Source organism: Moorella glycerini, assembly GCF_009735625.1.
Classification (GTDB): Bacteria; Bacillota; DSM-521; order Neomoorellales; family Neomoorellaceae; genus Neomoorella; species Neomoorella glycerini.
The window spans coordinates 2,574,227-2,587,057 of the sequence record NZ_CP046244.1 but is presented as its reverse complement, the minus strand read 5'-3'; the positions used below and the strand labels follow the sequence as shown (position 1 = coordinate 2,587,057).

The following is a 12,831-nucleotide window of genomic DNA, read 5'->3' as shown; positions in this document are numbered from 1 at the left end:
CATCCAGTTAGACGTGTTCGCGGAAATCAACATCCCCTTCTTCAAAGCGGTCGCAGGTCATGTTGAAGTAGTCGGGAATGAAGCGCTTCCAGATGGCGCCCATTTTATTTTTCAGGGCCACGCACTGCCCCTTGCTGGGGACGGTGGGATCGGCCGTACCCCACCGGCATTTGTAGCAGGAACGCGGCGTTCCCGGTTCCAGCCTGATACCGATGCCCCGGTTGTCCCCGTGTAAAGGCTTGCGCGTCGCCGGGTCGCTGGGGGTAATGGCATCGGATTTGATAATCTCCCTGTAGAAATTATCCATCTTCAGGCCTCCTTTAGAGTTCCGCATCCAGGAACTCCAGGTCCTGCGCCCCGAAGTCCTGCTCGGTCCTGGCGATGATGGTATCCTGGCCGTACTTGGAAAGGTCTACAAAGCGAGCGCTGTAACCGGCAACCCGCACAATCAGGTCGCGGTGCTTTTCCGGTTCCCGCTGGGCGGCCCGCATCTGCTCGGCGCTGACCACGTTGAACTGGACGTGGTCGATATTCAGGTCGTACCAGGTGTTCATGTAGCTGAGCCAGATCTTGAAGCCATGCTTGCTGCGCATGATGGACGGCGACAGCCGCTGGTTCAACAGTTCGGCCTTCTGGGTGGCGGCGTTGACCCTGGACACCGACTTCAGCACCGCCGTGGGTCCCTTCTTGTCGGTGCCCTGGTAGGGCGAGATGCCGCCGTCGGCCGCCGGGTCGCCGCCGTAGCGGCCGTCCGGCGTCGGGCCCATGCGGGAGCCGACCTGCATGTAAGCGCCCACTGCCTGGCCGCCGGGCGTTACCGGTGCCCCGGAGTAGTTGATGATCTTGCGCATTTCGCCGGAGATGATGTCTTCAAAGAGGGCCTTGCCGATGGCGTCGCAATAGGGATCGTCGTTACCCCACTTGGGCGCCTCCAGGAAGTCTTTATGCATCTTCTCGTAGCCTTCCCAGTTGTTTTTCAGGGCCTCAATGAGTTCGTCCATAGTGTATTTCTTCTCATCGTAGATCAGCTTCTTGATGGCCACCAGGGAGTTGAGGGCCACGGCGTTGCTGATGGGGTTGTGCCAGGGGTTGGGCTGCTCGGACAGGACCATGGCGTCCATGCCGTACTCCATGCAGCCGTCGTCGATGCTGGAGACGAAGGGCATCTGCAGCAGGCGCCCCTCCATCTTGCGGGATGTATCTTTACACCGGATGGCCAGGCTCATGAAGTACTGGTACTGTTTCCGGTAAGCCTCCCATAGCTCTTCAAAGGTCTTGAAGTCACGGGGATCGCCGGTGTGGGGGCCGAACTGGTCGTTGGCGTAGCTCCAGTCATAGCCGTCAAAGAGGGTGAGTTCCAGAACCTTGTCGGTGAAGATGGAACTGCCGCCCTCGCTCCGGGTCTTCTGGGTCTTGCGCCGGCCCACCAGGCCCGGCGACATGCAGAGGACGTTGGCCCATTCCTGGGCTTCTTCCGGCGTGGCGCCGTTCTTGTTCTTGCTGAACTGGCCCAGCCACAAAAGCTGCGCTGTGCCGATGGCCTGGTGCTTGATGGAGGGGTAACCCAGGCCGTCGCGGATGCACTCGAACACCAGGCGCTTGGTCTTCAGGCGGCACTTGGGGTGCCAGCGGAAGACAATGGAGGGCTCGGTGGTCCGGATATTGCGCGCCGCCTCCAGAATGGCGTCGGTGCAGTCGGTGCAGTTGTCCTCGCCGTAGCGGTTCAGGCCGCCGATAGTGAGGATGAAGAGGTCATTGGCGCCCGGGAAGTACTCGCGGTACTGGCGCGACTTGCCGGCGCCGTGGTTGGAAACCTTCAGGCGCTCGCACTCGAACAGTTCCACGGCATCGGCGTGGGTCATGGGCTGGAAGGTCTTGTCAATCACGCTGGCCTTATAATACGGCCACAGCAGTTTGTCTTCCAGGTGGGCGTAGCCGCTGGCATAGCGCTCGATGGCGTGGCAGACGAGATAGGTAAACCACTTGGCCTGCATGGCATCGCGTAAGCCCCTGCACGGTTCGGCCGGCACGCGGTGGCAGATGTCGGCGATCATCAGCAGTTCTTCTTTACGTTTGGGGTCCGTCTCGAAGTTTTCGGCCACAATGCGGCACAGGCGGGCGTGGCGCCGCGCCCAGACAATGACGGCCTTGTCGGCGATAATCATGGCCTGCCAGTTGTCGATCTTGTCGGTCAGCTCCAGCCGGTCGGCATGCCAGGGCAGTTCGGCCAGTTTCTCCCTGGCTTCTTTGATGTGCTGCTCCGCCATGGCGATGCGCTTCAACAGGCCGTCTTCCAGCACCGTCTCGTAGGGAGGCACGATGCTGTTGTAGCCGTTGGCAAAGCCGGGGGATTCGATGATCGCCGGGTGGTAGGCGGCCTTGAGCTCTTCCTTGGTAAAATAGGGCTCGCAGGCGGCCTGGAGGGAGTAGGGTTTCCAATACTCAGCAATTTCCCTGGCTTCATCCGCCGGCTCCGGCGCGTACTTGCTCTGCAGGTAATCCTGGATCTGCATGTAGGAAAGCTCCGGGAAAAGGGGTATCCACTTCGGGTTTTCGGCATGATAACCGACGATCAGCTCGTCTTCCATCAACAAAACCGTACACTTACGCAGGAAATTGTCCAACATCAGGGCGCGCCTGATGACATTGGGTTTACCGACGGACTGCTTATGGCTTTCGGTAATCAAGCGCATGCGCTCGATACCGGCTTTGACGCCCTCGTCGACGAATTCGCCGGCCGCCGTGTGCTTCCAGCGGCAGTTCTCCTTCAGCCTCCTGGTCCGCGGCGTGCTCGGCCGGGCCAGGTGCTGGTGGATCTCCTCCAGGGGGATATCCTTTTCCGCCGGGTTTTCTAAAGGAAATTCGATCAGCCTGCCTTTATATTCTACAGGTTCATGGGCCAGCGCCATAAAACTCACCCTCCTATCCTTTTAATAAAAAATCCACACTTGCCTGCATCCTGCTCACCCATTACCGGTTTGGCCAGCCAGTATTTGCCCTTGTCGTCCTGTTCTTCCCGGACGCAGTCCCCTTTACCCGGTTCGTAATCATCGGCATCCTGAGGAATGGGGAAAAAGAAACGACACTCTTTGCAGTAAGCCATAAAAACCACCTTTCTTGAAGTTTTATGCTCTTCCCCATGCACCAGCTCTCTTACCGGTTCAATAACCTTCACCTCCTTCGAGCGTCACCGGCGCCGCCTGGATACCTGATATTTTATTTCCCCAAAAATCTATAGATGCAAATTCCGTGCCAGCAAACAATAACCCTAAAATTCCAACTACGGCCCGGGCCATGTTGGCGGTTGTAAACATTTTCGTTAACTTTCCCCCACATTGACAGCGGCGGTACCACGCTAATGGGAGACTGCTACATTCCGGGCCTCGCTCGCAGGCCCGGCAGGTTTCGTCTTCTTTACGGGTACTCGTCCACTCCCCTCACTGGCAATCGGCGCCAGCAGGATGGCGGTTATTGCCGGGCTGCCCCTGCTTCCCCCTGATCCGGCCGGTGCTAGCGGGCACCACATTATGCTTTCCGGGGGGTTGTTATTAAAACGGAAAAGATGACCGCCAGGGCACAGAAAAGGATGGCTAGCTGCAGGGCCACCTGATAGTTCCCCGTAAGGTCGTAGGTCCACCCTGCCAGCATGGGACTGACCAGGCCCCCTAAACCCCCGGCAATTCCCGAGATAAGCGTCATGAGCAAACCGATATTCTTTCTCCCAAACATATCACCTATAATTGCGCCCATCTGGGGCCCGTGAATCCCATAACCGATACCAAAGGCTAAAGCCCAGGCCCATAGCCAGCCAGGGCCGGCGAGCCGGAGTAAAATAATTATCCCCACTCCCATCAGCAAACCCGAAAGGGCCAGCATGTACCGGCGGGCATGGACGGCAGCCAATCCCCGGCGCACCAGGTAATCACCAAACAGGCCGCCGCCCAGCTTGCCCGGGAGGGCCAGCAATCCCATGATGCCAAAAATATAGGTGGCTGTCTCACGGGCAATGCCCCGCTCGACACAATAAGCAACGCCATGAACCGTGATAATGGTCAACCCGGCCAGCAGGCCAAAAGTTGCCAGCCCCGTGAACCAGAAGCTCCGGCTATGTATTGCCTCGCCTACTTCCCAATCGACGGCACCCGGAACCGCTCCGCCTTCCCTGGCAGAGATAGGTCCCAGGGGGTCGCCATCGGGGGCAAGGCCGATATCCTCCGGCGCATTTTTCACCACCACCGCCGCTACCAGCCCCACCAGGCAGGTCAGGGCGCCCAGAGCGAAAAAGGCACCCCGCCATCCCAACCTGCTTATTAAATATCCGGCCAGGGGCAGCACTACCAGCCAGCCAAAGGGGGTGCCGCAGCCGGCTATACCTAGGGCCAGGCCCGCTTTTTTCGCAAACCAGCGCCGGATAAGGCCGCTGGAGGTAAAAAAGAAGGCGCTCCAGCCCGCTCCCCACAACACGCCATAGGTCAGATTGAATTGCCAGAGTTCCCTGGTTAAACCGGATAAAATAAGCCCGGCCCCGCCCAGCAGGCAGGAAAGGGCAAAAGTGAGGCGGGCGCCGTAAACATCCAACATTCTCCCCCAGACCAGCCGGGCCGGAATGGCTACCCCGTACATCAACGCCGGCGCCACACTGATAGCAACCCTGCTGCAGGCGAAGGTTCCCGCCAGGGGCTCTAAAAATAGCCCGAAGGCGTAATGGACGCCGTACAAAAACTGGATTAAAAAACCTGCCCCCACGCATACCCAGCCGTAATAAAAGCGTTTTACCATGCCTTTTCCCCTCCTTCTCGCTTTCGTTGCCACATGCTTTCCTTAACCGCCGATATCCACCAGCAACCCCCTGGCCTCCAGTTGTTGTTGAAAGTTCTCCAGTTTACCTGTATCTATTGCTTGGGCCTCGAACTTCATTAAGCGGCCCAGCATGCGGTATTTGGGCTCGCCCATACCGTGATAGGGTAAGAGGTGGACCTCCCTGATCCCCAGGGAACAGGCCAGCTGGCCCAGTTCCTGGATAAAATCCCCGGCATCGTTAAAGCCGGGTACCAGGGGAGCGCTTAAAATTATCTCGACGCTGCCGGCTATTTTCCGCAAATTATCTAGGATCAACCAGTTGGGTACCCCGAGTTTGCGGTGATGCCGGGCAGCATTGGTATGCTTAACATCATAAAGGACCAGATCAACATGGGGAAGAACTTTTTCCAGGTTTTCCGGGGGAGCGTAGCCGGACGTATCCAGGCAGGTATGCAAACCGTAACGCCTGGCTTCCTGGAATAACGCCGCGGTAAAATCCGCCTGGAACAGGGGTTCCCCGCCGGAAACCGTAAGTCCCCCTTTGCTGTTGAAATAAAAGAGGCTATCCCGCAACACCTCATCCATCACCTCGGCCACTGTAAGCTTGCTGCCCACCGGTAGCAGGGCTTTATAGCGGCAGGCGTCTACGCATTGCAGGCAACGGGTACAGATTTTCCGGTTGATCAGGCCGGGAGCGCTCAAATCAATTGCCCCTGGCACCGGGCATACGGCCAGGCAATCGCCGCACCGGCTGCATTTTAGCTCCCGGAAAAGAATTTCCGGTTGCGGGTCCCATCCCTCTGGATTGCAACACCACGGGCAGCGCAGGGCGCAGCCCTTCAGGAAAACGGTAGTACGGATCCCCGGGCCCGCCCAGGTGGTAAAACGTTGAATGTCCAGCACTATACCGTCCGGGCCATCTTTCACTTGCGGGGCTGCTCCTTTCTCTTACATCTCTCTATAAAAAAGAGATTAGCAAGAAATATGCCAGAGCAAGAAGGTTCATTTTTAAAAGCCCTAGCTCCTGAAAAAAAGGTGGCGTTTATTTGCTTAAACGCCACCTGTTAACGAAATCAAACATTTTTTATTCTCTTTTACGCCTGGAATCCTACATGGCGGCCTGGCTCTTCCTCGCCATGATCCTGGCCCTGGCCCTGGTGCTGCTGGCCCTGGTAAAAGAAAAAGCCCGAGGTTAAAAAGAACCGGGCAATTTTTTAGTAGGAACACCCCCTATACTTCCACCCTATTTTTGCCGCCAGCCCGGTAGTTAGCAGGACAATTTTTGCAAGAGCACCCCCATATTTTCTGCCAGGCGGCGCAGGTTGTTTATCCCTTCTCTGTCCTGGGTTATTTCCCCCCGGTTGTAACCAAAAATACTGGTTTCATAGCAGGATCCTACTACGTACATCTCATTTACCAGCATAAAATTATACAAACCGGCCAGGGCGGCGCCGCCGCCAGCCCGCCGCGCAACCGTTAACGCCGCCCCCACCTTGCCCCGCAATATAGAAGAAGGGACATTAGCATAAGAAAAAACATATTCTTTCGCCGGTTTCGGCGCGGCCAGGATATGAAAATAACGGTTACCCCGGACCAGCAGGTTATGCATCACAGGAGTAATATTAAAGCTATACACGGGGCTGGCTAGAATAATCCCATCAGCCGCGGCCATTTTTTCCATTACTTCCACCAGATCGTCGCTTATAAGGCACTGCCGTACCTGCTTGCACCTGTCGCAAGCCCGACATGGTTCGATTTTTTTGCCGGCCAGCGGCAGTATTTCGGTTTCGACACCAAACTCCGCCAGCTTAACGGCCATAATCCCCAGGGCCAGTTCAGTATTGCCGTTGCGGCGATGGCTCCCGGCCACCGCAACAACTTTAACAGCCAAGACAGCCATCCCCCCTGCCTGTGCTCCCCCAGCGGCCATCCCTCTCCCAGCCCAGCCGGGCCGCAATCCGGCTAAGGAGACCTTATCATCCAGCATTACGAGGGAAGACGGAAAGGTAAAACATGATACTTTTTCTTTATATAACTGGAAAAGGGAATGGTAAATTCTTCGGGATAGCGGTTGCCGTTCGCGGCAAACAGGACCATCAGCCTTCCCAGTTCCCAGGCCTGCTTCATGGCGTATTCATTTTGGGCTATATCGCCGGGCATGGTACCATAATGGCAGATGCATTCCACACAGTGCATATGGCCGTACAGGAAAAAGCGGCGGAGAACTCCGGCCACTGTATCCACTGCCACCCTTGCCCCGACGACAATCCCTGCCCCCACCTTATTGGCCAGCCGGCCGGCATAAAAATAAGGTAATACCCGGTCCAGAAAAGTTACTCCCAGCCCTCCTATCGTCCAGTAAGTAGGCACGCCGATAACTATACCATCAGATGCTACCAATTGCTCGCCAATCTCCTCCATGTCATCGCGCCAGTGGCAGCTCCCCGTCTTGCTGCAGTTCAGGCAGCCGTCGCATGGCTGGATATGTTTGTCTCGGATAAAAATAATATCCCCTTCCGCTCCGGCTGCGGCAGCACCGGCTAAAGCCTGCCTTACTAGCACCTCCGAGTTGCCCCCCACCCTGGGAGTACATACTACCCCGGTAATTTTCATGGCCAGCACCTCCTGTTAAATTTTCCCGCCCGTCCAGGCCCAGGTTGTTAGAGCCTGTAACCGGCAGGGCTTCTCTAATACCCTTCTATGCAAAAACCATGCCAGGCAAGCAAAACAAACAACCAGGCCCGCCGGCCTGTTTACAAAAATCAACCTGGCGTTAAGCAAATAAACCGGACAACTAGCTGCTTTGGCGGGGAAGTTATACCGACGGCGACAAATCATTCATTTGTGATACCCTCTAAGCATTTCTTCTAACTTACCCCCCAGGGCTATATTGGCTACAGCATAATCGGCATCACGTATAATTATACCCTCCATCGTCTGGGGGGCTACCGGCGAGGTATGAGTATGACTCACGATAAGATGGGCTATTTCGTCTGGTAATCCGGCTTGGATTGCGAAGACAGCGCCATAAAAACCGTGAGGAAACCTTTTCCCAATATTAGACACCTGTCTTCCATCAGGCGCCTCATATTCCACTAGTTTGGATACATCGTGTAACACCGCTCCGGCAACTACCTTATCAAGCTCAACTTTTATTCCATGGGTTGCCGCCATGATCTTCGCCAGTTGTATTGCTGCCTGGACAACTGCCCGGGTGTGTTGCATGAGGCTAACCCCTGGCACAGCACCGCTTGCAAAGGGTACATCATCGACCCTCTTCCACGAAGTATTCTTAAAGGCCAGCTGCCAGGTATTCACTACTCCATTTTTTAAGTATTGATCACCTATTAATTCAATTTCTGGTAAAAAATTTAGCAATTCCACTGAACTAATTTCCGTCATTTTATTATTGTACCTCCTCATACCAGTTTCGTCCTTCCGCAACCCGGCAATCGCGCCTTAGCTTGCGAGTTACGGGGGCGCCCTCATATTTGTCAACCTGCCGGGGGTCAGTTTATTTCCTGGCCCCCAGGTACAAACAGTCCTGCTCATTAGCATGTTCTCCGCATAGTAGCGTACAGTTACGGGAAGTCTTTCCCTCGCAAGAAGGACTTCCCGGAGCAGATAAAAAGCAGGACGGCAGCGAAGACCAGCCAGGCGGCAAAAGCCTGAAAAGCCACGCGGTAAGAATTAGTAGTATCTATAATCCAGCCAAAAATGGGGCTTGCCGCTGCAATACCAGCGGAGTTTATGGTCTGGCCTAAACCGCCGGCAAAGCCAGCCCGCCTGGAACCCAAAGCCTCGGTAAGTAAAGCGTAGTAGGGGCCAAACCAGGCCATGGAAGTAAAGCCCAAAACAAAGGTAAGCACAAGAACCAAATAGAAAGAACTGGCAGGGGCGAGCAACGAAAACAGGAGGGTTGCCCCCGCGACCACAAGTGCCAAAGAAAATAGAGAGGCCGGATGCCGTCCCTTAAAAAGATAATCGTTGACAAAACCATAAACCGGCCGGCCCAGGCCACCGCTAATTTGCACCAGGGCCAGATAATAGCCGCAGGTAACCTCTGAAAAAGCAAGCACTTCCTGGAAGTACGGCACGGTAAAGCCTTGAACAACATGCTGTACCATAATAAAGCCCAAACCGAGAACAATTATGATCACAAATACCTTTTTGCCCGGCCGGAGATATGCTGCCGGGTTGGAAGTTGCGGTAGCCCCACAGCTAAAGGTAGAAATATTTTTAGATTTAGCCGCCGGCCAGTATAGGGCTACGCTAACAGCACCCAAAATAAAGGTAAATAAAGCCGTCATGCGGACGGCAAACCGCCAGCCGCCGGCCAGGGCCAGGGGGGGCAAGAAAGCGGCCACCACGGCTGCTCCTACAGGTACTCCTGCCTGTTTGATGCCGATGGCCAGGGCCCTTTCGCTTGCCGGGAACCACACGGCTATGCCGCGATTAGTTAAGGGCAGGAGGCAGGCGAAACCAGTACCGATGAGCAATCCACTTAGAACCAGGGTAGCCAGCCCGGTGCCGCAGGAAAAAGCTACGAGACCCAGGACGACAATCCCTGCACCCAGGGGCAGGACGCTTTTCTCGCCGATCCTATCTGTTAGCCACCCCCAGAGAATAGCGGTAGTGATTGGACCCCAACTTGTCGACGAAAATACAAGGCCAAGTTCTATTTTGCTGAAGTGCAAATCCCGCATTAAAAAGGGAGCAAGGGGAGGAGCCATCATCTGCCCAGCGCTACAACCTATAGTTGCCAGCAGAAAAATGCTTAAAACATGCCATCTTTTTTTATTTTTCAAAGCAGCACGTCCCCTGTAATTAATATTGGGACCGGCGTCTTGCGCTAACTCTCCACCCGGCAATAATCTTCATCGGCCTCTCGGGCCAGTCTTCGCGGCGGTACTATCAGCAACGAAAACACCATTACCAGCAAACAGATAAGGACGGCCACCTGCAAGGCCACGCCATAGCTGCCGGTAAGGTCATAAATCCACCCTGCGAAGATGGGTCCAGCTATGCCTGCCAAACCCGGAGCCGTTCCCAGGAGCGTCATAATAAAGCCCAGGTTCTTCCTACCAAACATATCGCCCGTTATGCTTGCCGTCTGGGGTACATGAGCACCATAGCCGACGCCGAAGACAAAGGCCCAGGCCCATAATCCCCCAAGACCGCTAACCTTAGAAAGAATAATTATACCCAGGCCCATCAGGAGGCCGGAAATAGTGTACATGTACCTGCGCGCATGGATGGGAGGCATTCCTTTTCGGGCCAGGTAGTCCCCCAGGGAACCGAACCCCAACCGGCCCAGGATGCTAATCAGGCCCATCAGGCCAAAGATACGCGCAGCCACCTCCCTGAGTATACCTCGCTGCACACAATGAGCCAGACCGTGGACCGTCACCACGCTCAACACCGTAATCAGGCCAAACATCACCAGCCATAGCATCCAGAAACTCCTGCTCCGTACTGCCTCACCGGCCTCCCACTCTTGAAAGCCCGGGCTAGACGGAACCCTCTCTTCCGCCAGCGGCTCCAAAACCTCGCCGTCGGGGCCAAGGCCTATATCCTCCGGCGACTGCTTCACCACGATAGCAGTCACCAAACCAATAAGCCAGATGAGAATCCCCATCGACATAAAAGCGCCCTTAATGCTCACAGCATCCACCAAGTAGGCAGTTAAAGGAAACAAAACGACCCAGCCCAAAGGTATGCCGCAGACGGCTATGCCAAGAGCCAGACCCGCTTTTTTAATAAACCATCTTCTGACCACACTATTGGGAATGAGAAAAAAAGCGCTCCAGCCCGCGCCCCACAGCAAGCCGAAGGTCAGATAAAATTGCCAGAGCTGGGATATGAAGCCGGATAAGAAAAGCCCCAGCCCTCCTAAAAAGCAAGAAAGCGCAAAAACTATGCGGGGCCCGTAAACATCCAGTATTTTTCCCCACAATATTCCCAGCGGGATCGACACACCGCAGGCCAGAGAATAGGCCGCGCTCGTGGATGCCCTGGACCAGCCAAATTCGTTTACCAGCGGCTCCAGATAGACTCCAAAAGTGTAATGAACCTGGTAGGCGAATAAAACCAGAAAGGCCGCGCCCACACAGACCCAACCGTAAAAAAACCGGTTACCTAAGCTTTTTGCCACCATGCTTTTGGCCACCATCCTTTATTAAAACTCTAGATCTTTCCTTCATGCAAGAATTATGCCAACTTTATACCGGCGAGCACGATTACAATTGATGTTTACTTCAATCAATACACCGTTCACCAGCCTGAACTTACCGCAAAAATGGCCTGCTGCGGCAACTGTATATAGTAATGAAGAGGTGGTGGACTGAAAAGCGGTATCCGTGCCCGCTATATGGCGTTCTTCCGAGGTCAGCGCCGCCTCCACGCGCGCCTGCAGGCTGCGCTCGCCAGTATTCAGTTATCTCCCGCAGTTCTTGCTTATCTTCTTCTTTGATGTACGGCTCCGCAAGGATCTGTTCCATGGCCTGGTAGCTCATTTCCGGGTGTAGGGGCATCAACTTCGGCCGGCTGGCTCTATACCCCAACAGGACTCTCTTAGGTTATTTTATAGTGAGAAGCTTTTCCGGATTAATGTGAGAATCTACATTATGCCATTCCTTTTGCCCCCAACCTGCTTGCGCATATTACTGACACCTCCGATTGCTGCTTCAGTTGTCGTTAATAGCACGCTCCCGGCGATAGCACCTCCGGCGCGGTAAAAAAAGTGCCCCCGAACAGGGGCAGGATAAGTTTGCTCTTCACCGTTCGCCCGGCAGTAACGCCAGCAGGCTATCCCTTAGCATCTCATCCATAACATCATACGCTGAGTTCATTGCCCATTCTCACTATTTCCCGGCCCCCAGGTACAAACGGTCCTGGTCATTAGCGTGTTCTCCGCATGCCGTACAGCGTCGGGACCAATAAAGCTATTTCTTCTGCCTGTAGGCGGCCAGTTGCTGCTCGAGCTTTTTGATTTCTTCCAGGACCTGGGGCTTATCCTTAAACACTTGCTGGCGTATCTCGTCCTTGCCTTCTGTCCAGAGCTTCATCTCTTCCGGCGTCGGTTTATAAACTTTAACGCCCACTTCCTGCGCCTTCTTCATGATCTCTTCATAGTTCTTCATAGCAACGGCCACGCTCTTGCCTTCCACTTCTTGGGCGGCATCGACCAGGGCTTTTTGCTGTGCCGGAGCCAGCTTGTCGAAAAAGCCCTTATTAATCCCGATTATGGAAAATTGATTATAGCAGGGTACCAGTACCGCATAAGGCGCCACCTCGTAGAGTTTGCGCTCCACCGACGTCGCCACGACCGCGCTCGCCCCCTGGATCACCCCGCGCTGCAGGGCCATATAGAGTTCGGAGCCGCTTATATTAGAGGGATTGACCCCCCACTTTTTATACCAGGCTATATCCTCGGGCACGGTAGCCCGCACCGTCATTCCTTTCATCTCGGCGGGAACTTTAACCTGTTTAGTAGTTACAAAACAAAAATCTTCGATAGTCCACGGCAGCCAGGCCAGGGTTTTAACCCCTTTCTTTTCCATCTCCGCGTCTATTTTAGCCCTCAGCGGACCTTTAAGGCCTACATCATAAGCTTCCTGAGTCGAATTCCATAAAAACCATGTTATCATGGCGGCAGCCTCGGGTACATAGCGCGTATGATAGAAGATGTACGAGTGCCCGCTTTCAATACCGCCGGTCATTACCGCCTCCCAGACATCGGGATCTTTATAGAGCTGAGCTGACGGATAAATCTGAATTTCCAGGGTGCCGTTGGCTTTTTGCCTGGCCAGATCGGCCCAGCCTTGCATCTGTTTGGCCATCCAGTGGTGCTCGGGTAAAGCATGGCTGAAACGGATTACCGCTTTCTTAGCGGCAGCTTCTTTACCCGCCGCACCCTTGTCCCCGGTATTTTGTCCCCCGCAACCGGTTAAAATAATAAGCAGTAGTGTCAATAACAAAATAACAAACACAAAATATTTGCTAATCTTTTTCATGAAGCTGTACCTCCTC

14 protein-coding genes are annotated in these 12,831 nt (G+C 54.7%); 2 read left to right on the top strand and 12 right to left on the bottom strand.

Annotation, left to right across the window (positions count from 1 at the left end):
- Positions 1–7: 7 nt before the first annotated feature.
- The 6 genes from MGLY_RS12810 to MGLY_RS12785 all read right to left on the bottom strand — a co-directional run bounded on the left by MGLY_RS12810 (position 8) and on the right by MGLY_RS12785 (position 5,727).
- Complete coding sequence (locus MGLY_RS12810) at positions 8–307, bottom strand: benzylsuccinate synthase beta subunit family protein (RefSeq protein ID WP_170291073.1); 300 nt, start codon at positions 305–307, stop codon at positions 8–10.
- 13 nt (positions 308–320) lie between these two features.
- Positions 321–2,909: a glycyl radical protein gene (locus MGLY_RS12805; protein ID WP_156274426.1), complete on the bottom strand. Its 2,589-nt coding sequence runs from the start codon at positions 2,907–2,909 to the stop codon at positions 321–323.
- Between the two features lie 5 nt (positions 2,910–2,914).
- A complete protein-coding gene (locus tag MGLY_RS12800) occupies positions 2,915–3,175 on the bottom strand; it encodes a benzylsuccinate synthase gamma subunit family protein (protein WP_211661882.1) in 261 nt (86 codons plus the stop codon).
- Complete coding sequence (locus MGLY_RS12795; protein ID WP_156274422.1) at positions 3,162–3,314, bottom strand: hypothetical protein; 153 nt, start codon at positions 3,312–3,314, stop codon at positions 3,162–3,164. Before MGLY_RS12795 ends, MGLY_RS12800 begins: the two co-directional genes overlap by 14 nt.
- A gap of 211 nt (positions 3,315–3,525) precedes the next feature.
- Positions 3,526–4,779, bottom strand: coding sequence for an MFS transporter (locus MGLY_RS12790; RefSeq protein ID WP_156274420.1), 1,254 nt, complete (start codon positions 4,777–4,779; stop codon positions 3,526–3,528).
- A 42-nt stretch (positions 4,780–4,821) separates the two neighbouring features.
- The gene (locus MGLY_RS12785) at positions 4,822–5,727 is read right to left on the bottom strand and encodes a glycyl-radical enzyme activating protein (protein ID WP_156274418.1); all 906 of its coding nucleotides are present in this window, start codon (positions 5,725–5,727) and stop codon (positions 4,822–4,824) included.
- A gap of 119 nt (positions 5,728–5,846) precedes the next feature.
- On the opposite strand from MGLY_RS12785, the gene MGLY_RS12780 reads away from it, so the two are divergent.
- Positions 5,847–5,996, top strand: coding sequence for a hypothetical protein (locus MGLY_RS12780; protein ID WP_156274416.1), 150 nt, complete (start codon positions 5,847–5,849; stop codon positions 5,994–5,996).
- Positions 5,997–6,067: 71 nt separating this feature from the next.
- Here the strand turns inward: MGLY_RS12780 and MGLY_RS12775 are convergent, their stop codons facing one another.
- The 5 genes from MGLY_RS12775 to MGLY_RS12755 all read right to left on the bottom strand — a co-directional run bounded on the left by MGLY_RS12775 (position 6,068) and on the right by MGLY_RS12755 (position 10,957).
- Positions 6,068–6,691, bottom strand: a complete 624-nt coding sequence (locus MGLY_RS12775) for a flavodoxin family protein (protein ID WP_170291072.1) — start codon at positions 6,689–6,691, stop codon at positions 6,068–6,070.
- 95 nt (positions 6,692–6,786) lie between these two features.
- Positions 6,787–7,413: a flavodoxin family protein gene (locus MGLY_RS12770; RefSeq protein WP_156274412.1), complete on the bottom strand. Its 627-nt coding sequence runs from the start codon at positions 7,411–7,413 to the stop codon at positions 6,787–6,789.
- 225 nt (positions 7,414–7,638) lie between these two features.
- Entirely contained in the window at positions 7,639–8,202 is a 564-nt protein-coding gene (locus tag MGLY_RS12765; RefSeq protein ID WP_170291071.1) for an HD domain-containing protein, read from the bottom strand.
- 179 nt (positions 8,203–8,381) lie between these two features.
- Positions 8,382–9,608: an MFS transporter gene (locus MGLY_RS12760; RefSeq protein WP_277997854.1), complete on the bottom strand. Its 1,227-nt coding sequence runs from the start codon at positions 9,606–9,608 to the stop codon at positions 8,382–8,384.
- A gap of 44 nt (positions 9,609–9,652) precedes the next feature.
- The gene (locus tag MGLY_RS12755; protein ID WP_170291070.1) at positions 9,653–10,957 is read right to left on the bottom strand and encodes an MFS transporter; all 1,305 of its coding nucleotides are present in this window, start codon (positions 10,955–10,957) and stop codon (positions 9,653–9,655) included.
- A 202-nt stretch (positions 10,958–11,159) separates the two neighbouring features.
- On the opposite strand from MGLY_RS12755, the gene MGLY_RS12750 reads away from it, so the two are divergent.
- Positions 11,160–11,327: a hypothetical protein gene (locus MGLY_RS12750; RefSeq protein ID WP_156274404.1), complete on the top strand. Its 168-nt coding sequence runs from the start codon at positions 11,160–11,162 to the stop codon at positions 11,325–11,327.
- Between the two features lie 417 nt (positions 11,328–11,744).
- On the opposite strand, the gene MGLY_RS12745 is transcribed toward MGLY_RS12750, so the two are convergent.
- A complete protein-coding gene (locus tag MGLY_RS12745; RefSeq protein WP_156274402.1) occupies positions 11,745–12,815 on the bottom strand; it encodes a TRAP transporter substrate-binding protein in 1,071 nt (356 codons plus the stop codon).
- Positions 12,816–12,831: the final 16 nt, after the last annotated feature.